Below are 22,058 nucleotides of genomic sequence, written 5' to 3'. Positions count from 1 at the left end.
GCCGCGCGGCCCCGGGCGGCGCGGGGGGGGCCCCGGGCGCGTGCGCGCCCCCGCGGGGGGGGGGGGGGGGGGGGGGGGGGGGGGGGGGGGGGGGGGGGGGGGGGCGTCGACCGCTCCGGCAGCGGTTCGCCTGAGGTGACGCCAGGGCGTGCTCACGGTAACCAGCGGCATCGGCACGACGACGAGCGTCGGCACATCGCGCCCCGCGGCGGTGGTGATCGCCGCTTCGGGCTCCTCCGGTGACTCGGCCCGAACCCCTTGTGCGCCATACGCGGTAGCGAGGGCGGCGAAGCCGGGATTGTGCGAATCCGCGCCGACGGCGTGGCCGTAGCGGCGGATCTGATCGGCCTCGACGTTGCCGAAGGCTGCGTCGTCGAAGACGATCACCACGACGCCGAGCCGATACTGGACCGCGGCTAGGCCTGCACCCGGAGGATCTGGTGGTGTGGTCGGAGCAATCCGGGCGGCCGCTGCCGGAGGCGTGAGCCGGTTCGCGTCCTCCCGACCGACACCGCGTCGGAGCCCGACACATCCGCACCGACGGGAATCGCCCCGCAGACCTGGTGTCCGCGGGGCGATTCCCGTGTTCAATGCCGGCCGGGGGAGATGACATCACCGGCCGTGCGACTCACTTCAGTTCGGCGCTGCTTTTCCCGAGCACCCGGCGGGCGATGATGAGTTGCTGGATCTGCTGGGTGCCCTCGAAGATGTCGAGGATTTTCGAGTCGCGGGCCCATTTCTCGAGCAGCAGGCGCTCGGAATAGCCTGGCGTACCGGCCAATTCGACGGCCTTGTTGGTGACGTCGGTACCCGTACGGCCGGCCTTGGCCTTGGCCATCGAGGCCTCCAACGAGTTGGGCTGCTTGTTGTCGGCCATCCAGCACGCCCGCATGGTCAGCAGATACGCTGCCTCCCAATCGGATTCCATTCGGATGAATTCGGCTGCCGCGGCATGCTGATCGGCGGCGGGACGATCGTAGTCGATCTCGATGCCCGCGTCTTCCAGGATGCGACGCAGCTCTTCGAGTGCGGCCCGCGCGACCCCGACGGCCATCCCCGCGACGAGGGGCCGCGTGTTGTCGAAGGTCTGCATGACCCCGCCGAAGCCCTTCTTCGTGTCGACTTCGGGGCTGCCGAGCAGGTTCTCCTTGGGGATACGGCAGTTCTCGAACCGGATCACCGCGGTGTCGGAGACCCGGATGCCTAGTTTGTGCTCCAACCGGACCACCTCGACACCGGGATGCTCGCGCGGCACCACGAAGCTTTTGATCGCGGCCCGGCCGAGGCTCCTGTCGACGGTCGCCCACACCACGATGTGGCTCGCGCGTGAGCCCGCGGTGACGAAGATCTTCTCGCCGTTGATGACGTACTCGTCGCCGTCGAGGGTGGCGGTGGTGGTGACTGCGGCCGAGTCCGAGCCGAAGCTGGGTTCGGTGATGGCCATCGCCGCCCACACCTTGCCGAAGCGCTCAAGCTGCTCGTCGGTCGCGACCGCGGCGATCGCCGAATTGCCCAGTCCCTGATAGGGGATCGACAACATGAGCCCCACATCGCCCCAGGAGGTCTCCATCACGTTGACCACCGACTGCATGTTGCCCCCGTTGACCACGACGCCCTCGGGACGCTCCTTGCCCTTGTCCTTACTCCGCCCGGCATCGGCGCCGGCGCCTGCCTGACCGGTCTCGGCCAGACCGTCGTACAGGCTCGCCAGGGTATCGAGCTCGACCGGGTAATCGTGTTCGCGCAGATCGTATTTGCGTGAGATGGGACGGAAGATCTCCGCCGCGGCCTGGTGGGCCTGATCGATGGTGACGCCGAGTTTCTTCGGTAGTTCCAGATTGATGCTCATGACTGTGTCCTCGATTCCCGGGTCGCCTTACAGGACGACGATGCCCTCGCCGATACCTGCGCCACGCAGATCGCGGTACCAACGCTCGACCGGATGTTCCTTGGTGAAGCCGTGGCCGCCGAGTAGCTGGATACCGTCGAGACCGATCTGCAGGCCCTTGTCGATGGTGAGTTTGCGTGCCAGGGCAGCCTCGCGGGCGAACGACAGGCCCTGCTCGGCGCGCGAGGCGCCGCGCAGGGTGACCAGACGGATGCCATCGAGCTCGGTGGCCATGGTGGCGACCATGAAGGCCACCGCCTGACGGTTGGAGATCGGCTCGCCGAACGCCTCACGTTCGTTGACGTAGGGGATGACATAGTCGAGTACGGCCCGACCGGTTCCGGCGGCCAGCGCCGACCAGCCCAGACGCGACAACCGCACCACATCGCGATACGCCGCGAAGGCGGCATCGGGTGAACCTTCGCCGAGTAGCGCCGACTCCGGCACCGCGACGTCCTGCAGTAGTAGTCGACCCATGCCTGCGGCGCGCACGCCCATACCGGGGTCGGCCTCGACGATTAGACCCTTGGAATCGGATTCGACGATGAACAGTGCGGGCCGGCCGTCGAGTTGCGCACCGACGACGAACAGTTCGGACGACCCCGCCGCCGGTACGAACGACTTCACACCGTTGAGCCGGTACCCGCTGGGCACGCGGGTTGCCTTGGTCTGTAACGAGAATGCGTCGAACAGCGGGCGTGGCTCGGCGATCACGACCGCTGACTGCGGGACGTTCTCCCCGGCGAAGTCGGGCAGGTAGGTCTTCTGCTGGCTGTCGCTGCCGAAGTTCGTCAGGGTGGTGGCCACACCGCTCGGGGCGAGCAGCGGCAGCGCGAGACCCATGTCGCCGTAGGCCATCGCCTCGGCGACCAACGCGTTGGTCACGACCCCGCGCTCGGTGGCCGCGCCGTCGAGTTCCTCGGGGACGTTGATCATGGTGATGCCGAGTTCCGCGGAGCGCTTGACGATGCCCTCCGGCGCGGTGGCCGCGGCGTCGGCGTCGTAGGCGGCCGGACGCAGGATTTCGGTGGCGAACTCCTTGACCGTCTCGGCGATCATCTGTTGTTCGTCGTCGGGCGTGAGATCAAAGTAGCCCTTAGGCGTGGTCGTGAGGCGCTTGGCCGGGCCTGACCCGCCCTGCACCTTAGCGAAGGCGCGGTTGGCGGCGCCGAGGGTCTGGAACCCGGTCTTGGTTGCCTGGTACGCGATCCGGTTGAGGGGTTCCCGGATCTGGTACTTCTCGGCGAACTCCGAGCCCGTGACCGTGGTCAGCACGCGCATCGCGGTGCCGATGAAGTTGCGGGGATGACGGGTCTTCCCGACGGCGGAGGTGTCGCGGGGTTCGGTGTGAGTAGACATATTCACCATTTCTCGCAGTGGTTGACTGGGTGGGGCGGTACGGCTCCGGGATACCTTACCCGGCGGTAAGGAATGATCTTACTCATGGGTAAGAAGATTGTCACGTGTTGGTTCGCCGGGGCTCGTCGTCCCGGCCGTGTGTGCTGGGGCGAACAGCGGTTATGACGCGGTTCGCTGACATGTGAGGCCGCCGGGAGCACAGTGGAGGCATGCAACTCACCCACTTCGGTCATTCGTGCCTGCTGGTTGAACTCGATGGGGCGAAGATTCTGTTCGATCCGGGAAATCTTTCGCATGGTTTCGAGGGCATCACCGGACTCGACGCGATTCTGATCACCCACCAACATCCCGATCACTGTGACCCTGCGCGGCTGCCGGATCTCGTCGCGGCCAATCCGCGGGCGTTCCGATACGCCGATCCGCAGACTGCCCGGCAACTTAATGACGCCGACGTGGCGGGGGAGTGGACCCCGGCGCTCCCCGGGCAGCAGGTGGACTTCGGAGCGGTCACCGCCCGGATGACCGGCGGCCGGCACGCGGTGATCCATCCGGAAATCCCGGTCGTCGACAACGTCTCCTATGTCCTCGACTCGTCGCAGGGCGCCGGGCGGTTCATGCATCCGGGCGACTCGTTCTACATCCCGTTCGAGAAGGTCGACGTCCTCGCGTTGCCGGCGGCGGCGCCGTGGATGAAACTCAGCGAGGCGGTGGATTATCTGCGTGCCATGGCGCCACGCGTCGCGGTGCCTATCCATCAAGCCATCCTGTCCGACGCGGGCACTGGTATCCACTACTCACGATTGCGCGAGATGAAGGACGCGGCAACCGAATTCGCCGTACTCGATCAGGAGTCCGCAGCCGAGTTCTGACATGTGCGGCCGAAACGCCCGGGTGTGGCTCAGTCCGCCGCGAGCGCGGTGAGTACCTGTTCGTGCAGCAGTCCGTTAGTGGCCACGGCGTTGCCACCCCGCGGACCGGGCGTCCCGTCGAGGGCGGTGAATCGCCCACCCGCTTCCCGGACGATGATGTCGGGGGCCGCGAGATCCCACAGCGAGACCTCGGGCTCTGCGGCGATGTCGACCGCTCCCTCGGCGACGAGGCAGTAGTTGAAGAAGTCGCCGTATCCGCGCACCCGCCACACCTCGTCGGTGAGTGCGATGAACCTCTCACGGATGCCGGCCTGCGCCCACCCGGACAGACTGGAGAACGCCAGGCTTGCCGAGGCCACGTCGGCGACGCCTGAGACGGACAACGACCGGGTGCGGCCGTCGAACTCCGCGAACGCCCCCTGGCCTTGCGCTGCCCACCACCGCCGACGCAGTGCGGGTGCTGAGACCACCCCGACTGTCGCAACGCCGTCGACGAGCAGCGAGATCAACGTTGCCCACACAGGTACACCGCGCACGAAGTTCTTGGTTCCGTCGATCGGGTCGATCACCCATTGGCGCCCCGATCTCGTCGGCTCGCCGCCGAACTCCTCGCCGAGCACGACGTCGCCTGGCCGTCGGCGCGACAGGTACTCGCGGATCATCTCCTCGCACGCCAGATCGGCATCGGAGACCGGGGTGAGGTCCGGCTTCTGCGACACCTGTAGGTCGAGCGCCCCGAAACGCGCCATGGTGAGGTCGTCGGCGGCGATCGCCAGCTGAAGCGCGATACCGAGGTCGGAATCGTCGGATTCGGGAACGGGGTGAGACGTCACGCGCGAAAGCCTAACGCGGAGGCCGGGCCCGGTAGGGTGGCCGTCATGTGGATCACCGTGTCGATCGCTATCCTCCTGGCAGTCATGGCCGTCGCGATGATCAAGCAGATGCGTGGCCGCCGGGTCGGCGGCATCGGAGGCGGCGCCCGCGGCGCCGCCGGCTTGGTGCAGGGAACGATGACCCTCACCGGGGTCAGCGAGCGTCCCCAGGCCGACAGCGTGGGTGAGGCGTTCTGCACCGTCTCGGGCACCATCGTCGGTCCCGGCACCCGACCGGCCGAGGTGTACGGGACGATGGTGCTCGGTCAGGGCCAACCGTGGCCGCAGATCGGCTCCGAGCTCCCGGTGGTCTACAAGCCGGGGAAGGCTGAGACCAGTTGGCATTTCGGTGAACTCCCGCCGCCGCCGCAGGTCCCGGGCCAGATGCCGCCGTCGACGTCCTGACCGTGCGTCCCAGCCGGTACCCTGAATAATCGTGCATCCCGACGTGACCGCAGATCTCGAATCCCTCGACACCACCCTCACCACCGTGGAGAAGGTGCTCGACGTCGACGAACTGCGCCGTCGGATCGATGAACTCGAGATGCAGGCTTCTGATCCCGAGTTGTGGAACGACCAGGAGCACGCGCAGAAGGTCACCAGCGAGCTCTCCCACGCTCAGTCGGAGTTGCGACGGGTCACCGAATTGCGTCAGCGGCTCGAGGACATGCCGGTGCTCTACGAGCTCGCCGAGTCCGAGGCCGGTGACGAGCGGACCAGCGCGCTGGCCGATGCCGACGCCGAACGGGCCTCGCTACGGACCGACATCGCCGCGATGGAGGTCAAGACCATGCTCGCCGGCGAGTACGACGCGCGTGACGCGCTGGTCAACATCCGATCCGGTGCCGGTGGCGTGGACGCCGCGGACTGGGCCCAGATGTTGATGCGGATGTATGTGCGCTGGGCAGAGCAGCACGGCTACGGCGTCGAGGTCTACGACACGTCCTACGCTGAGGAAGCGGGCCTGAAGTCGGCGACCTTCGCCGTCAAGGCCCCGTACATGTACGGAACCCTCTCGGTTGAGCAGGGCACCCATCGCCTGGTCCGGATCAGCCCCTTCGACAACCAGGGCCGCAGGCAGACCTCCTTCGCCGAGGTCGAGGTGCTGCCCGTGGTGGAGACCACCGACCACATCGACATCGACGAGAACGAACTGAAGGTCGACGTCTACCGCTCCTCGGGCCCAGGCGGCCAGTCGGTCAACACCACCGACTCCGCAGTGCGTCTGACGCACCTGCCCACCGGCATTGTCGTCACCTGCCAGAACGAGAAGAGTCAGCTGCAGAACAAGGCGTCGGCGATGCGGGTGCTGCAGGCCAAACTCCTCGAACGCAAGCGTCAGGAGGAGCGCGCCGAACTCGATGCGCTCAAGGGTGACGGCGGTTCGAGCTGGGGCAACCAGATGCGTTCCTACGTCCTGCACCCGTACCAGATGGTGAAGGACCTGCGGACCAACGTCGAGAGCAACAACCCGACCGCCATTCTGGACGGCGACATCGACCAGTTCATCGAGGCGGGCATCCGCTGGCGAATGGCCGATGTCGAGGGCTGAGTTGCTCGCGGCGGCGAGTCCGCATCACGTCCTTGCTGCGACCAGTCCGCAGAACGTGACCGAGCAGATCATCGGGTCCATCTATGTTTGGCTGGTTACCGACGGGCTGCAGATGGTCACGTGGGTCCTCGGCGGTCTCATCGTTATCCGATTCATCCGATGGTCGGCGGCCAAGTACGCCGCGCGCGTCGACAGCAGCTTCCACAACAGCGACCTGATCGTCCAGACCGAGGACACCAAACATCGTCGGGCCCTGGTCGATGTGGTCGCGTGGGTGCTGATCGTCGTGGTCATCGCGATCGTACTGATCCGCTTTCTGGTGATCCTCGACGTGCCCATCACCGGCTTGACCGGACCGAGTGCGGTGATCGGCGCGGCCCTCGGCTTCGGTGCGCAGCGTGTGGTGCAGGACATCCTGGCGGGGTTCTTCGTGGTCGCCGAGAAGCAGTACGGGTACGGCGACGTGGTCAGTTTGATGGTCACCGGCGGCCAGAACGCCGACGGCACCGTCGAGGACGTCACCCTGCGCGTGACCAAACTGCGCACCAGCGAGGGCGAGGTCATCACCGTGCCCAACGGCCAGATCATCAAGGCCACCAATCTATCCAAGGACTGGGCGCGGGCGGTAGTGGACGTCCCGGTGCCGGCCAAGGCCGACATCGGACTCGTCAACGAAACGCTCGACCGGGTGGGCCGCGAGTTCTACGCAACCGCGCGTTGGCACGACCTGCTCCTCGACACGCCGTCGTCGCTTGGGGTCACCGACCTCGAACTGGACTCGATCACCGTCCGCATCGTCGCGCGGACGCTGCCCGGCAAACAGTTCGAGGTGAGCCGGGCGCTGCGCGTGTCGATCGTGCGCGCGCTCGCCGCCGAGGGCATCACCGTCGCCGCCGGGCACGACGCCCAGTCCGGTGCCGCCCCGCCGGCGACACTCGCTGACACCGTGAGCGCACCCGGCACCGACGGCCGTGCCGACCGGGACAGGGGAGCCTGATGGCCGATCGAGAACTGCCCGGTGACAAGAGCCCCGGTACCCCGATACCCGGTACCCCGACGCCGGGCCAGACGCCTGATGACACGACGGCCGCCCGCGAGGGCGAACTCCGCCACCCATTGCCGCACGACGCGCCGCCCACCGCGACACCGACCACCGCGACACCGACCACAGCGACACCGACCGCGCCGGCTGCGCTCAGAAGCACCCATGCTCGCCTAGACCCCATCGTCGACACCGACCAGATCCCGATCGTCACCGACGACGTCGAGTCCGATACCGGTGCCCGCCCGGCCACCGATCCCACACCCGCGACCGCGCATCGCCGTGGGTGGCGCGACCGGAACTGGAAGCACATCAAGGGCACTCGCGTGCGCACCGGCACGGCGATCCTGGTGGTCCTGTTTGTGGCGTGTTGGGCGATGTACTTCTACACCTCGCAGCGATACGCGCCGCCGGAGCAGCCGTCCACCGACCGGCAGGTGATCCGCACGAGCGAGCCCACCTATCGGGAGCCGACGACCACCTATTCGTCAACGACCTCGTCGTCTGTGTTCTCGTCGGAGTCGGGCGAGTCGTCGGTGCAGTCCGGTGCGTCCGGTGCCCGGGAGGAGCCTTCGACAGGACGATCCTCGGCGCCGAGCGGTGGTCTCATCCCCGGTTTCCGGCTGCCCTCCGAGACGACGACCACCACACCCGTCCCCACGCGCTGAGACGTGCGATCGAGGGCCGCAGGAGCGAGGTCAACGCGCCGCACGTCCGCCTGAACGGGACTCTCAGGCGTCGTCGTTACACTGGGTCCCTGTGATCACGCTGGACAACGTCACGATGAAGTACAAGGCCTCCTCCCGGCCGGCTCTGTCCGAGCTGTCCCTCGAAGTGGACAAGGGTGAGTTCGCGTTCCTCATCGGGCCCTCCGGATCGGGGAAGTCGACCTTCTTCCGGTTGTTACTCAAAGAGGACAAGCCAACCTCCGGTCAGATCTATGTCGGCGACTTCCACGTCAACAACCTCAAGGGCCGTCTGGTACCCAAACTGCGCCAGTCGATCGGCTGCGTGTTCCAGGATTTCCGGCTGCTGCAGCAGAAGTCGGTAGCCGACAATGTCGCCTTCGCCCTGGAGGTGATCGGCAAACCGCCGTCGATGATCCGCAAGGTGGTGCCCGAGGTCCTCGACTACGTGGGTCTGGAGGGCAAACTCGACCGCATGCCCTACGAGCTCTCGGGCGGTGAGATGCAGCGTGTGGCCATCGCCCGAGCGATCGCCAACCGACCGCTGGTGCTGCTGGCCGACGAGCCGACCGGAAACCTCGACCCGGAGACCAGCGAGGAGATCGTTGACGTGCTCGATCGGGTGAACCGGCGCGGCACGACGGTGGTGATGGCCACCCACGACCGGCACATCGTCGACGCGATGCGCCGTCGGGTCCTCGAATTCGACAACGGGCGGCTGGTCCGCAACGACGAGCAAGGCGTCTACGGCATCGGCTGAGCGACAAGTGCCGATCCGGCTCGCGTGCAGGTGATGCCAAGAACCGTCGGCCCATCCGCGCGAGCCCCCACGAACCAGAAGGACATCCGAGCAGCCATGCGAGCTCAATTCATCTTCAGCGAGGTCTTCAACGGCTTCCGCCGCAACCTGACCATGACGGTCGCGATGATCATCACCACCGCGATTACCTTGGGCATGTTCGGCGGGGGGTTGTTGGTGATCCAGATGGCCGACAAGAGCCAGAAGATCTTCCTCGACCGGGTAGAGATGCAGTTCTTCCTCAACGGGGACGTCTCCAAAGCCGACGCCAACTGCCGCAACACCCCGTGCACCACGCTGCGCGCCGAACTCGAAAAGCAGCCCGGTGTCGGATCGGTCACCTACGTCAGCCCCGAAGAGGGGTTTCAGCAGGCCAAGGAGATGTTCGAGGAGACCTCGCCCGAGATCGCCGACCAGATCACCCAGGACACCTTCTCGCAAGCGTCGTTCAAGGTCCGGATGTCGGATCCGGATCGTTTCGACGACGTCTATAACGCCTTCTCGGGACGTCAGGACCTCGGCGTCGAGGGCGCCCTGGATCAACGTGAACTGGTCAAACGGATCTTCGGGGTGCTCGACGGTGTGCGCAACGCTGCGTTCTCGGTGGCTGCGATCCTCGCCGTGGCCGCGATCCTGCTTATCGTCAATACGGTGCAAATCGCGGCGTTCACCCGACGGACCGAGGTGTCGATCATGAGATTGGTCGGCGCGACCCGGTGGTACACCCAGCTGCCTTTCCTCATCGAGGCGATGCTGGCTGCGTTCATTGGCTCGGTGCTCGCGATCGGTGGACTGTTCCTGGCCAAGATCTTCTTCTTCGATAGAGCCCTGGCCGGTTTGTACGGGGTCAACATCGTGCCTCGGGTGACGATCGGCGACGTGTTGTTCGTCTCGCCCTGGCTCGTCATCGGAGGAATTGTGTTGGCAGCGGTGACCGGATATGTCACGCTGCGTGTCTACGTTCGCGAGTGAGGAGGTGAGACGACCGACATGGTCAAGGAGAAGGGGCGCAATCTGATCGCGTCCAATCGCAAGGCGCGACACAATTACACGATCCTCGATACCTACGAGGCCGGCGTCGCCCTGCTCGGCACCGAGGTCAAAAGCCTGCGGGAGGGCAAAGCCTCGTTGGTCGACGCGTTCGCGACCATTGACGACGGCGAGGTCTGGCTGCGCGGACTCCACATCGCCGAGTACGGCAGCGGGTCCTGGACCAATCACGCGCCGCGACGGAATCGCAAGCTGCTGATGCATCGGCGTGAGATCGACAATCTCGTCGGCAAGATCCGCGACGGCAACCTTACCTTGGTGCCGCTGTCGATGTACTTCAGCGATGGGCGGGCCAAGGTCGAACTCGCACTGGCCCGCGGTAAGCAGGCACACGACAAGCGCCAGGACATCGCGCGGCGCACCGCACAACGCGAGGTCGCCCGCGAGATTGGCCGCCGCGTCAAGGGCATGTGATTGCGTGAGGCCGACCCCCACGCGCTCGCGCCGGTGGATGCCGCACCGCTGGCGTCGCGCAGCGGTTGTGCTTGTGACCCTGGTTGTGCTGGCGCTCGGTTGCACGCCTGAGGGAGACGACACCGTGCGCATCGGCGGCGACGGTCCGGCGATCGGCGGATTGCCGGCCACCGCGCCGATGGGGTGGAACAGTTGGAACACCTTCGGCTGCACCATCACCGAGCACACTGTGCGTGCGCAGGCCGATGCCCTGGTGTCCTCGGGCCTGGCGGCCAAGGGATATCGCTACGTCGTCGTCGACGACTGCTGGATGGCGCCCGATCGCAATGGCCGCGGGCAACTCGTCGCCGACCCCGTGCGCTTTCCGTCCGGGATTGCTGCCCTCGCCGACTACGTGCACGCCCGCGGGTTGAAGTTCGGGATCTATACCGGTGCACGCGAGAAGACGTGCGCGCAGTTCGGCGGAACCTATCCGGGGGCCGCAGGCAGTGGGGGTCACGAGTTCACCGACGCGCGCACCTTCGCCTCGTGGGGCGTTGATTTTGTCAAAGACGATTGGTGTTCCGGTGACTCGGCGCACGACGACCAGATCGCCTCGTTCACCGCGATGCGTGACGCGATCCGATCCGCCGGACGCCCCATGGTGTACAGCATCAACCCCAACAGCGGAATCGCCGGATCTGTCCCCGGAGCTCAATTCGATTGGGGCGGTGTGGCAACCATGACACGTGCCACCAACGACGTCTCGCCGGTGTGGACCACTCGGCCGGCCGGTGCCGATGCGACACCGGCATCGGGGGATCAGGGGATCCTCGACATCGTCGACGCCGTGGCCCCGATCGGCGCACGGGTCGGCGGCGGCAGCTTTGTCGACATGGACATGCTCGTCGTCGGTGTCGGCAATGCGTTGACCCCCGCGATGCAGCGCACGCAGATGTCGATGTGGGCAATGATGGCCGCCCCACTGATGGCCGGCAACGACCTCGCCACGATGAATACCCGCACCCGCGACATTCTCGCCAACGAGGCCATCATCGGCATCGATCAGGACGAGCGCGTGCACGCCGGGGCCATGGTCGCCGACAACCCGGAGATATGGAGCCGCGCTCTGGGTTCCAAGGGCCTCGTCGTCTCGTTGACCAACCGCGCCGACCACCCCCGCACACTGAAGGTGAGCTTGTCGAGCCTCGGGCTGGCCGGTGACTCGTCGGTGTCGGGCGTCGACGCATGGACCGGGCGCCGGTATCAGGCGAACGGCGGGGAGTTGTCTGTGCCCGTGGGCGTCGATGACACCGCTGTGCTGTCGATCCAGTGACGGGTTCCCGCGAGGACAATGTGCGGGCGAGTAACTGCCGGGCGAGCGCCGACGGAAATGGGAATGACCCGCGTGCGTCCGGTTGCTACAATGAACTGCTCGCCGAGCAATCGGAGGGCACCTGTCTCGGGGCTGATCGGTTTCGACTCTGTACGCCGAGGCGGGGGAAGCGTGTCGGTGCAGGCCAGAGACCACCGTATAAGCGTCGCGGCAACCAATTAAGCGCCGATAAGAATCAGCGCGACTACGCCCTCGCTGCCTGACAGCGGGCCCGTAGTCTGTCGGCCCGGACTCTGCTCCCCAGTCCGGTGCCGGCATCATCTTGGGGAGCTCACCGTTAGCACCGGTCGCGGGTGCGAAGGGGACAATCAACAGCGACTGGGATCGTCATCCTGGCTTGTTCACGTGACCGGGAGATCCGAGTAGAGACTCAGTGAACTGCACACGGAGAAGCCCCGCCAACCCGACGGAGGACCCGGGTTCAATTCCCGGCAGCTCCACCGGTAGCACAGCGCCCCACCTGCTCGCAGGTGGGGCGCTGCCGTTACTCGACGGTGTTGTCGCCGGGGCGGTTCAGACCTGGGAGCCGGTGTCGACGCGCCCCAGGCCCACGTTGCCCAGCCCCAGGTTGCCCAACACAGTGTTGATGGCCGCACGCATGTCGGTGACCTCCACCCGCATCAGGTGTTCGGTGTCGAGGTCATCGAAGTCGATGCCGGGGTCGGCGGACAGTCGATACTCGCGTTCTTCCTCGGCGGCTTCGACGATGTTGCGTACGAATCTGCCGTTGCCCGCCCGGTCGATAGTGCGGCGGGGTAACCCACTCTGATCGAGAGACTCCGAGTTGAATAGCGGCTCGCATGCGGCGACCAGGTCGTCGAGTGCCTCGTCGGTGATCACCGAGTCCCGATTCTTGGCGATGACCCGGGCGATCTGGCCGAGTTCGGACGGGGTGTAGGACGGGAAGCGAATCCTTTTTGCGAACCGCGATGCGAGGCCGTCGTTTGCTGCGAGAAAGCGATCGATCTCGCCGTCATATCCGGCGATGATGACAACGAGGCGGTCCCTGTCGTTCTCCATCCGTGCCAGCAACGTGTCCACGGCCTCCCGGCCGAACGCGTCGCCGCCGGACAGCCCGCTCTGGATGAGGGTGTACGCCTCATCGATGAACAACACCCCGTCCATCGCGGTGTCGATCAGTGCCGACGTCTTCAGTGCCGTGCTGCCCAGATGCTGACCGACGAAGTCCTCCCGTTTGGCTTCGATGACGGTGGGCGTCCTGAGAATGCCGAGCCCGCAATAGATCTTGGCGACCACACGTGCGATGGTTGTCTTGCCGGTACCGGGTGGACCGGTGAAGGCAAGGTGATTGCTGCGCGAGGTGGCTGCCAAACCCTTCTCTGCGCGAACCTTGGCGATCTTGGCAGAAGACTGCAGCTTGGCGACCTGGACCTTGACCTCATCGAGCCCGATCTGGGCGGCGAGCTCCTCCTGGGCCTCGGCGAGAAGCTTCGCGCCGCGCTCGGCCTGTTCGGCCGACACCCGTAGATTTGGATCGGGCGCGGAGTTGGGGTCCCAACGGTCCGTGCGGGACTCGATCGTTGCGCGGTCGGTGATCACCAGCCGGTACTTGGGGTCGTTGAGCGCAGCGGCATTGGCTTCAAAGTCGGGCTTCTCGGAGTAGATGCGTTCGAAGATGGCGCGGGCGTCCTCTTCGCGACCCATCTCGCGCAACGTCAATCCGCGGCAGAACTCGGCGTCGGTCACGGCGGCGGGGATCGGGCCCTCCGCAGCGGACTCCAGTCGGCGGATACCCTCGCCGAAGAGACCAAGCTGGGCGCAAGCAGAACCAACCATCAGGTCGGCTCCGCATTTGATGTACTCGTCGGCGAAGGAGGCCGACTTATCGAGCGCGGCAAGCACATCGGGCCATCGCTGGGTGGTGAAGTGCAGGATGCCGCGCAGGTAGGCGCAAACTTCGTCAGAATACCGGTCGCGTTCGGGCATGTTCGGCCGGTACCGGGCCAGGGTGTCCAGAGTGCTCTCGGCCTCGCCGTACTCCCCGTCGTCGATCAGCCCGGCGGCGTAGGCCAGCCAGATCTCGGTGAAACCCGCGAGCGGATAGTCGATGTAGAGCCCGGTCTGGAAGCGTCCGCCCAGTTCCCGTGGTGCCAGACCGAGTCGGCGCTGTTCACGGAAAAGCGTGGTGGTGGAGGTCCGATAGAGGTTGTAGCGCACCTCCGATGTGACCTCGCCGCATGCGGCCCGCCCCAGCCATGCATCGCACATGTCGGGGTCCCGTTCGGTGGCGCGGGTGAAGGCCCGAAGGGCGTAGGTCACGTCCCGTTCGGTCTGCAGCCCGTCGATAGGTATCCCCAGGGACAGCACCCCGGCGTCGAAGACCCGCTGCGCATCGCGTGTGTTCTGGCTCATACTTCCATCCGTCGGTATCGGATCTCGGGGTGGCGACGCACCATCCCGAAGCTGTTGGACACATTGGCGGCCAGCTCGAGGAAGGCCTGCTGGGTGGGTGCCCGCAGGTGTGTGAAGTCGATCGCCGCACCCTCGGCGAGGTGCTGGTCGAAGGGGATCATGTGAATCGAATCACAGCGTGCGGCAAAGTGATCGACGATCTTGTCGACCTTGACCTGGCCGGTTTGCGGGCGGGACGAGCTGAGGACGACGTGCGCCTCACGCACCAGGCGCCCGTACCCGTGGGAATTGAGCCAGTCGAGGGTGGCCGAGGCACTGCGCGCGGCGTCCATTGCCGGGGTGGTCACGAGGACGATGGCATGGGCGAGGTCGAGGACCCCGCCCATCACCGAATGCATGATCCCGGTGCCGCAGTCGGTCAGGATGATGTTGTAGTAACGCTGCAGCATGTCGATAGTGCGCCGGTAGTCGGCCTCGTCGTAGGCGGTGGCGGCAGCCGGGTCTTGTTCGGAAGCAAGGACTTCCAGACGACTTGGGGATGTCGAGGTGAGGTTGGACACCGCGGCGTAATGGTCGATGGGGCCCATGTTCAGCAGGTCGCGGACGTTGGCCGAGGTCCGGCCCGGAATCCGGTCTGCGAGTGTGCCGCGGTCGGGGTTGGCGTCCACCGCGATCACCCGATCTCCGCGCACCGCGGCCAACGCCGAGCCGAGACCCACCGTGGTGGTGGTCTTGCCCACCCCACCTTTCATCGACAGCATGGCGATCCGGAAGTCGCCATTGATCGGTCGGCGGATCTGATCGAGTAGCTGTTGACGCCGCCGGGCCGCCCGTGACTCGCCGGGATTGACGTGTCCCGAGGACACCGTGAACACGGCACGGCGCCAACCGGCTTGGGGAGCTTCGCTTCTGCGATCAGGCTGATGCGCCTCGTCCAACGACGGTACCGCGGTCGGCGGGCGCAGCGGATTCGATGGATGCGCAGGTGCAGGCCCCGGGGCAAATGGTGGCGCAGGGGCGTACGGTGACGCCGGGGCATACTGGGGCGCCGGGTCTTGCCCCGAAAAGTGTTGTGCGGGTGGCGGTGCGGGGGCTTGATGAGCGGGTGGACGGTGTCCGGGCCACGGCGATGACGGTGGTTGGTGGGCGGGAGCTGGCGGCGCAGACGGTGCCTGCGGAGTGGGCTCGGAGTGGCGCGGATGAGGCGCGAGGGGATCGGTGATCGGCGGCGCGGGGTGCGGCGCCGAGTGCTGCGGTGCGGAGTGCTGCGGTGGGAATGGTTGTGCGGTAGCGGTTTGTGGCGCAGAGGTTTGTGGCGCTGCGGGATACGGCACCGGGGTGACGGGCATCTGCTCGGCCCGCGGTTCAACCGCCGGAGCACGTGGTGGCGCGGCTGATGTCGGACGCTGGTCCACGGGCTCAGGGTTTGTCGGCCCATTGTTCGCAGGCCCGTACTCCATGGGCACGTGCTGTATCGGCACCTGTGCCTTGAGGCCCGTTGGTATCGAGCCCGAAGCTGTTGGGTCCGAAGGCGGTGCGGCCATTCCCACATGGGGGACTTGCTGCCACGGCGGTCGCGCGGGCCGACGACGACGCCGCGGTTCGGTCGTCGGTGCAGGTACGGGCGTGGGCTGCGGGTGCCGTGACATGGTCGGATGACGCACCGTTATCGCATCGGCGGCATGCGGATCGGTGTCATTTGAATCCTCCGACGAGGCGCCACCCCGCGTGTCCGCGGGCAGTGTCGGCGGCCCGGTGTTGATCGGGGTCGGGCTGTCGGCGGTGGCGGGTATCTCGTCGTCCGTGAGATATGCACTGTCTGTGGAGGCTTCGTCGTACTCGGGGATCGCGCCGTCTCTGATGTCGTTGTCTGTGGGGAACGGCGGGTCGTCGGCGACGATCGGGACATCGTGTGACAACTCGTCGATCGGCTCGTGGGACAGCGTCGGGATGGTGAACTCCGGGTGGGGTGCCGGCTCGGGCTGGGTACGTCCGAGTCGTGAGAGGAGTTGTGCTGCACGGGCTTCGATCTCGTCGAGATCATCCGAATCGGCCGCGGCCTCACCTGGGCCGCCCGCCGCATCATGCGGGCCGTCGGTGTGGGCATCGGTTTGCGGCTCATCGGGCTCTGTAGTTTCGCCTTCGGGCGAGGCCAACGGCATCCACATAGCACCCAAGCCGAGGTCGTCCTCGGACGGCAGTAGGGTCTGGCGCGGCGAACTCTTGGAGGGTGCGGTCTCCTCGGTGACCGCAGTGACACCCGAGCGGGCACCGAACGCCGCCAGCAGCGGGTTGTCGTCGTCGACGTCGCCGGTGTAACCCAGACCTGTCGACCTCAGCGGGCTCGCGCCACCGAGAATGCCCGCGAAGGGATTGAAGTCGGCGCTGGCGGGGTTGTCTCGGGGGCTGGCGGCGGCGGCCGTCGGACTAGCGTTCGCGCCGGGCGTGGAATCGGTCTCGGACGCCGCGTCCCCGGTGGCCGATTTTGTGTGGTATCGCTTGTTGCCAACAGTATTTGCGTCGTCTTCCGGGGACCCCGACAGCCACGCAGGGGTCTGTGACTCCTCGTGATCGTCTGCAAACATCTGTACCCCGTTCGACGCATCGCACCCTCGGAGGCGCGTGTGCTGACCTCAGCCGACTGTATCGTGAGCCGTGCGCAAGAGTGTCGTTGCGTCATACTAGTGAATGGGAGGATTAATGGCTCTTCCACCGCCGATGATGTCGGCAGCACAATCCCGATCGGGTGCCGTGGCGGTACGGACGACTCAGGTGGGACTGCCGGTCGCGCTCCGCATCGATCCGCGTAGGCTCCAGGGCGACCCGCAGGCACTCGCCGATGAGATCTTGCGCCTGAGCAGGCTAGCGGCGATGCGCGCGCAGGTTGACATTAGGCGGCAACTCGTCGAGCAGGGGACTGATCCACAGGTGATCCGGTATGCGCAGTTGCCCACCGAGGACGATTTGCGAGATTTCGAAGAACTTAACGAGCGTGCCCAGGATGAGCAGTCCGGTGACGGATGGCTGAGGTCGGTATGAGAACGCTGGCGAATTCGGTGCTTGCGCGGATCGAGAAACAACGTGACCTGATGGAGTCGCTCCAGGCACAGACCACTGGCATCCGCGTCAGGGTGTCGAGCCCGGACAAGGTGGTTACCGTCGAGGTCGACGGCGTCGGCGCGATGACGGGGCTGTGGCTGGGGCCCGGCATCACACGTCACACCGATTCGTCGCTTTCTATGTTGATCGTCGAGACCGCACAGCACGCCGCGCGCGCTTCACTACATCGTCGTAACAATCTGATAAAAGAGTTCACCGATCAATTCGGTCGCCAGCAAAACGAGGCACTCGAGCGATGGGACGGGACTGTGACGACCCCTCGGCGCCCTTTGTCGGAATTGTCCGAACATCAATCACGTGACTATCCCGAACGCTTGCGCGACAACGGCTAAGGATGCATTCTCATCGGCGGCGAACTCGCAGTAGTATGCGATAAGGGATGAGCCGGTGTCATCTATGGCGATGACATAGCCGCGTAGGGGTTGCACGTGCGGTGATCCACTGATTGACTTGGTTCAAGGTGCTAACAATCGGGTTTACAGGGGTGGGGGTCCACGAAACATGTCTAATGGAATTCTGGCGGTGACGCCGGGAGTGATCGAGTCCTTCGCGGCTGCCAACATGTCGGCGAGTGAGCTGATCGCGCTGGCCTCGAGTGCGGACGCCGAGGCCATGGTCGCCGCAGTCGCGCTGGCGGTGGGTCCGATTGGCGTCGAATACCTCCTCGGCTATGCGCCCGCGCAGGCATCTAATCTGGCAGCCTCCTTCCTGGTGTCGGCGGGGCACGCAATGATGTCGGCGGGAGCCACGGGCGCGGCCGCCGGTACGTACTTCGCCGACGGTATGCAGGCCTGAGGGCGTGACGAGCCCAACCGAGGCGGTCGCCGCTGCTGCGACGCAGATGCCGGGGTACGACCCCGGCCCGGTGATCGGTGCCATCGAAAGCCGCCTCGATGAGTATCTGAACACGCCGACCGGTGAGATACTGAGTCGCCTGGGTCTGCCCGTGCCACCCGGAATCCCCACGCCCGGACCGATTCCCGGGCTCCCGGCGTTGCCCGGTGTGCCCGGCACCCCTGGCGGACCCCCTGCCGGCGGTGGCAACACCCTGGCCTCGATCGACGGCGGTGCACTGATCCAGCCGGTGCTCGATGCGCTCGGCACGTTGGGTAGTGGGGTGTTCGAGGCTCTCGACCCGACAAAGATCTTCGAATCGATCACCAGCGCCTTCTCCTCGGTGGCGTCGTCGCTGCCGACGGTGATTTCCGCGATGCAACAGGGCTGGCAGGGCGAAGGCGCCGACGCGGCGGCGATGAAGACGGCCCAACTGGGCAAGGACGGCACCGAGGTCGGAGTCCAGTCCGGCAAGATCAAAGGCAACGTGGTGCAGGCCGGGGTGGACACCAAGACCACCGAAGCGCATCTGCTGGAGATCATCTCGCAGTTCGAGGCCACCATGGCGGTCGCGCTGCCACAAATCGTCACGCCGTGGGGACAGGCGATGGCCGTGGCGGCCGCCACCGACGCGATCACCCGTACCACCGCGGTCATGGGCGTCCACAAGGGCCTGATGGCCGTCAACACCGCCGAAGTGGCCGCCGACGGTGCGCCGGTGTCGGTGACCAACGCCCCGCAGGTCCCCACCGAGATGCTCTCATCGATGGTGCAGATCGGAACCGGTTTGATACAACCCGCATTTGGCGTCGTCGAGCAGGTGTTCTCCGCCGGGGAGAAGATCGTGCAGTCATCGGTGCAGGCCGGGACCAAGATCGGCGAGGCGATCGATAAGGCCCAGCACAAGACGTCCACCGACACCGATACCGACGCGTCGACCACGGCCGCCCCCGCCGGGCTCGGTGCCGCCGGCCCGGCCGGAATGGGCGGCGGCGGTGGTGGTTCGAGGCCGACCGGTGCCGGCGGCGGGGGCGGAGGTGTGGGGGTTTCGTCGGTCTCCGCGCCACCGAGCAGCCGCACCACCCCGTCGGGCACCCCACCGACCGAAGAATCAACGACCTCGGGTCAGCAGCGCACCGCCGCGACGACCACCGCGTCAGCCACGACCGCCAGTAACGGTGGTTACGCGCCGATGAGCGGAATGGGTTCGGCCGGAGCGGGAGCCGGGGCAGGCAAGGGTGCGGGCAGTGGCCACACCGCCGCCGACTTCCTCCACACCTCTGAATCCGGGAGCGAGATCGTCGGGGACTTCGCCGATGTGGCGCCGGCCGTGATCGGCGAAAAGGACCACGACACCGAGGCCCGCCCAGACATCGACCTGAGAATCTGACGTCTTGCGAGGCGTCATCTCACCAGAACACCTACAACACAGGAGGATTCATGACCGAACTGAGTGCAGACACCGCCAATATCTCCGAGGTCGCCGGGCAACTGGGTAAACTCGCCGATCGACTGAATGGGGTGCTCAACACCGCCGATGCCGCACTGTCGCCGCAGCCTGCGGGCAGTGACGAGGTGTCGGTACGCGCGGCCGCCACCATGGGGCAGGTGCACCAGGCGTTCCGGAAGGCCGGTGACGGTGGCGTCGCCGAACTTCGAGAGATCTCCGACGCTGTCGCCACAGTGTCCTCCTCGCTCGCCGATACCGACACCGATCAGGGGTTCATCACCACCTGATCGCTTGTGCTGTGGACGAATAGTCCTCGGCCACAACACTGTTCATTCACTATTCGCACATTGTTCATGGACCGACCGACGGGGAGGGGACGACGTGGGCTTCACGGGGGTTGTCTGGGCCTCGCGTGACCTGAGACGGCTGGCGCATGACCTGGTCAACGGTGCCGGTGCGGGTCCGATGGGGGAGGCGGGTGAGACCTGGTCACGGCTTGCCCGCGAGCTCGCCGACATCGCCAAGGACTACCGCGCGTTGCTCGCGAAGCTCGACGAGGCCTGGCGCTCGGAGCAATCGGATGCCGTCCACGCCAAACTCGAGGAGTTCGCCCACTGGCTCGACACCGTCGCGCTCGACGCCGCTGCCAACGCGCGGCATGCTGAATCCGCCGCGGTGGCGCACGGCGTCGCGGTGCTGGCCATGCCCACGGTGCCCGAAGCGGTCAAACTGCAGGAGGCAGTCGCGATCGGGAGTTCCCTGCAGGGCTACCCGAACGGGCTCGTGGTAGGCGCACTCGGAGCCGGTGACGCCGCCGTACAGGCGGCCACCGCGAACGCGGTCGCGATCATGAACAGCTACGAGCACACCGTCACCCCGCTGGCTGCGCCGTGGGACACCCAGGCCACACCGAATATCGCCAAGTCCGCCGCCGAGCGAGCCGCCGGAGACGGTGACACCACCCAGGGCGCGGGTGCCGGCGCCCCGGCCGGTGGTGTGGGTGGCGGCGTCGGGGCCGGTGGCGGGATCCCCTCGATGCCCCTGGGTGCCTTCAGCACGCCGACGATCAATTCCGATACCTCGCAACGTGGTTCGCGGGTTGTCGCCGCGTCCGCAACCTCGGCGGGCGCCATGACATCCGGGCCGATGGGGCCGATGGGGGCGATGGGCCGCGCCGGCGGGGACGACAAGGAGTTCGACTCCGCCCGACCCGCGGCCTCGCTCTCCGATGCTGGCGAGGCGCGGCCCGCGAGCTGGTCGCCGGTCGTGGCGTCGAGCTCGGGCGGATTCTCGGTCGACAGTGTCAGCTGGGGTCCGGACGCCTCGACCTTCGGAGGTACGGCGGCACCGCCGATCCCGGACGACGAGGCCGACATCGACGGAAGCCGACTCGAACAGGCCTCGTCCAACGACTGGGTGTCGCCGTCGGTCATCGGTGAACGGGGAGGACGTCGATGAGTATGGCAACCCTCGACGTCGATGACGCACTGAGCGTCGACGAGATCCTCACCCTGACCGATCGGCTCGGCATCGACACACTGCCGGATACGCTGGCGCTGTGGCCGACCCAGCCGACGGTGGGCGAGCTGCAACGTGTCCGGGATCGGTGCGTCGGGCAGTTGTCGGATCGAGAGCTCATCGTTGATGGCGAAATCGATCCCGACCTCGCCCACGTCCTGACCACGATGCGCCGCCCTGACCGGGAACTTTCGATCCGGATCATCACCTCCGACGGATTACTTCGCGCATCGGTACTGCGGGTCAAGCGATGTCACGTGGTCGCCACCCGCCGTGGTGACACCCTCCGTGTGCGCGGTTTCGAGGCGGAGGGCAGCGAGCGGGTGGTTGCCGAGGTCGCCCGATTGTTACCTGAGGCGATCGATGTCGACTGCGGCTCGGTCAGCGCGCCGGCGCTCGACGTCGCCGAGAATCTCGCCGGCCTACGTGCCGCGACTCCGATCGCCGACGAGCTGCATGCGCTCGGCGCGGATTCGCGGACCGCGCTCGCCCTCGGCGCCGTGCTCGCCGATTATCGTGTGGCCGTGGAGATGCGGGTCGCGGCACTCGATCCGCACGTGGATCGCAGCATCGTCGCCGACGGCGCCCTCGCGGTTTTTTACGCGGCGCGCGGCTGTGTGCTGAGTGCGCCGAGTGTTTCACCGGACGGGCAACTGTGGTGCAGTCTCAAAGGTGGTTCCGACCACCGGATCGCACAGGCGGTTGCGCAACTGATGTCCCTGCTGCCGGAGGGGTGGTGAGGGACGACCAGCCGAACAGTCATAGATGTGGGGAGTCGGGACACCAACGTCGCGACGCCGAACACGACACACGGAGACCGCAACAGGGGTGGCCCGCCTGGGCACCCATCGACGTAC

The 22,058-nt window shown here is 66.4% G+C and carries 22 protein-coding genes and 1 other RNA gene; 17 read left to right on the top strand and 6 right to left on the bottom strand.

All coding sequences use genetic code 11. From position 1 onward, the window contains the following. The 3 genes from EF294_RS16835 to EF294_RS16820 form a co-directional block, all read right to left on the bottom strand. Positions 1–591: thiamine pyrophosphate-dependent enzyme (locus EF294_RS16835; RefSeq protein WP_281276015.1), on the bottom strand; the 591-nt coding region annotated here is incomplete at its 3' end. A gap of 37 nt (positions 592–628) precedes the next feature. Beyond that, a complete protein-coding gene (locus tag EF294_RS16825) occupies positions 629–1,849 on the bottom strand; it encodes an acyl-CoA dehydrogenase family protein (protein WP_123932130.1) in 1,221 nt (406 codons plus the stop codon). 27 nt (positions 1,850–1,876) lie between these two features. Beyond that, complete coding sequence (locus EF294_RS16820) at positions 1,877–3,247, bottom strand: acyl-CoA dehydrogenase family protein (RefSeq protein WP_123932129.1); 1,371 nt, start codon at positions 3,245–3,247, stop codon at positions 1,877–1,879. Between the two features lie 209 nt (positions 3,248–3,456). Here EF294_RS16820 and EF294_RS16815 point away from each other — a divergent pair, with 209 nt between their 5' ends. Further along, complete coding sequence (locus EF294_RS16815; protein WP_123932128.1) at positions 3,457–4,116, top strand: MBL fold metallo-hydrolase; 660 nt, start codon at positions 3,457–3,459, stop codon at positions 4,114–4,116. Positions 4,117–4,145: 29 nt separating this feature from the next. Here the strand turns inward: EF294_RS16815 and hisN are convergent, their stop codons facing one another. Next, the gene (gene hisN, locus EF294_RS16810) at positions 4,146–4,949 is read right to left on the bottom strand and encodes a histidinol-phosphatase (RefSeq protein WP_123932127.1); all 804 of its coding nucleotides are present in this window, start codon (positions 4,947–4,949) and stop codon (positions 4,146–4,148) included. 45 nt (positions 4,950–4,994) lie between these two features. Between hisN and EF294_RS16805 the strand changes: the two genes are divergently transcribed. The 9 genes from EF294_RS16805 (at position 4,995) to ssrA (ending at position 12,349) form a co-directional block, all read left to right on the top strand. Next, positions 4,995–5,393: a hypothetical protein gene (locus EF294_RS16805; RefSeq protein WP_123932126.1), complete on the top strand. Its 399-nt coding sequence runs from the start codon at positions 4,995–4,997 to the stop codon at positions 5,391–5,393. Between the two features lie 31 nt (positions 5,394–5,424). Continuing rightward, a complete protein-coding gene (prfB, locus tag EF294_RS16800) occupies positions 5,425–6,540 on the top strand; it encodes a peptide chain release factor 2 (protein ID WP_123932125.1) in 1,116 nt (371 codons plus the stop codon). Continuing rightward, positions 6,527–7,537 carry a mechanosensitive ion channel family protein gene (locus EF294_RS16795; protein ID WP_123932124.1) on the top strand — a complete coding sequence of 337 codons (1,011 nt, stop codon included), beginning with the start codon at positions 6,527–6,529 and terminating at the stop codon, positions 7,535–7,537. Before prfB ends, EF294_RS16795 begins: the two co-directional genes overlap by 14 nt. Continuing rightward, positions 7,537–8,250 (top strand): hypothetical protein, encoded by a 714-nt coding sequence (locus EF294_RS16790; protein ID WP_123932123.1) that lies wholly within the window; start codon positions 7,537–7,539, stop codon positions 8,248–8,250. The genes EF294_RS16795 and EF294_RS16790 overlap by 1 nt, the downstream gene beginning before the upstream one ends. Before the next feature lie 91 nt (positions 8,251–8,341). After that, a complete protein-coding gene (gene ftsE / locus EF294_RS16785; protein ID WP_123932122.1) occupies positions 8,342–9,028 on the top strand; it encodes a cell division ATP-binding protein FtsE in 687 nt (228 codons plus the stop codon). Positions 9,029–9,124: 96 nt separating this feature from the next. Then, positions 9,125–10,039, top strand: coding sequence for a permease-like cell division protein FtsX (gene ftsX / locus EF294_RS16780; RefSeq protein WP_123932121.1), 915 nt, complete (start codon positions 9,125–9,127; stop codon positions 10,037–10,039). Between the two features lie 18 nt (positions 10,040–10,057). Further along, positions 10,058–10,531 carry an SsrA-binding protein SmpB gene (gene smpB, locus EF294_RS16775; RefSeq protein WP_123932120.1) on the top strand — a complete coding sequence of 158 codons (474 nt, stop codon included), beginning with the start codon at positions 10,058–10,060 and terminating at the stop codon, positions 10,529–10,531. 37 nt (positions 10,532–10,568) lie between these two features. Further along, complete coding sequence (locus EF294_RS16770; protein ID WP_123932136.1) at positions 10,569–11,846, top strand: glycoside hydrolase family 27 protein; 1,278 nt, start codon at positions 10,569–10,571, stop codon at positions 11,844–11,846. Positions 11,847–11,974: 128 nt separating this feature from the next. Further along, positions 11,975–12,349, top strand: a transfer-messenger RNA (tmRNA) gene (ssrA, locus tag EF294_RS16765). A gap of 70 nt (positions 12,350–12,419) precedes the next feature. Here the strand turns inward: ssrA and eccA are convergent. After that, entirely contained in the window at positions 12,420–14,279 is a 1,860-nt protein-coding gene (gene eccA / locus EF294_RS16760; protein ID WP_123932119.1) for a type VII secretion AAA-ATPase EccA, read from the bottom strand. Then, positions 14,276–16,864 (bottom strand): MinD/ParA family ATP-binding protein, encoded by a 2,589-nt coding sequence (locus EF294_RS16755; RefSeq protein ID WP_123932117.1) that lies wholly within the window; start codon positions 16,862–16,864, stop codon positions 14,276–14,278. The genes eccA and EF294_RS16755 overlap by 4 nt, the downstream gene beginning before the upstream one ends. 115 nt (positions 16,865–16,979) lie before the next feature. Here EF294_RS16755 and EF294_RS16750 point away from each other — a divergent pair, with 115 nt between their 5' ends. The 7 genes from EF294_RS16750 (at position 16,980) to EF294_RS16720 (ending at position 21,941) form a co-directional block, all read left to right on the top strand. Further along, a complete protein-coding gene (locus EF294_RS16750; protein WP_123932115.1) occupies positions 16,980–17,318 on the top strand; it encodes a DUF2694 family protein in 339 nt (112 codons plus the stop codon). Continuing rightward, positions 17,300–17,731 (top strand): YbaB/EbfC family nucleoid-associated protein, encoded by a 432-nt coding sequence (locus EF294_RS16745; protein WP_246007919.1) that lies wholly within the window; start codon positions 17,300–17,302, stop codon positions 17,729–17,731. Before EF294_RS16750 ends, EF294_RS16745 begins: the two co-directional genes overlap by 19 nt. A gap of 169 nt (positions 17,732–17,900) precedes the next feature. Continuing rightward, positions 17,901–18,194, top strand: a complete 294-nt coding sequence (locus EF294_RS16740; protein ID WP_123932113.1) for a hypothetical protein — start codon at positions 17,901–17,903, stop codon at positions 18,192–18,194. A gap of 4 nt (positions 18,195–18,198) precedes the next feature. Further along, positions 18,199–19,623: a hypothetical protein gene (locus EF294_RS16735; RefSeq protein WP_123932111.1), complete on the top strand. Its 1,425-nt coding sequence runs from the start codon at positions 18,199–18,201 to the stop codon at positions 19,621–19,623. A gap of 50 nt (positions 19,624–19,673) precedes the next feature. Further along, positions 19,674–19,970 carry a PE family protein gene (locus EF294_RS16730; RefSeq protein WP_123932109.1) on the top strand — a complete coding sequence of 99 codons (297 nt, stop codon included), beginning with the start codon at positions 19,674–19,676 and terminating at the stop codon, positions 19,968–19,970. Between the two features lie 94 nt (positions 19,971–20,064). Beyond that, entirely contained in the window at positions 20,065–21,141 is a 1,077-nt protein-coding gene (locus tag EF294_RS16725) for a PPE domain-containing protein (protein WP_123932107.1), read from the top strand. Then, positions 21,138–21,941 carry an ESX secretion-associated protein EspG gene (locus EF294_RS16720; RefSeq protein WP_246007918.1) on the top strand — a complete coding sequence of 268 codons (804 nt, stop codon included), beginning with the start codon at positions 21,138–21,140 and terminating at the stop codon, positions 21,939–21,941. The genes EF294_RS16725 and EF294_RS16720 overlap by 4 nt, the downstream gene beginning before the upstream one ends. Positions 21,942–22,058 lie beyond the last annotated feature (117 nt).

The organism is Gordonia oryzae, assembly GCF_003797185.1.
Taxonomy (GTDB): domain Bacteria; phylum Actinomycetota; class Actinomycetes; order Mycobacteriales; family Mycobacteriaceae; genus Gordonia; species Gordonia oryzae.
The sequence above is the reverse complement of the archived record's forward strand: the minus strand, read 5'-3'. Positions and strand labels throughout refer to the sequence as shown.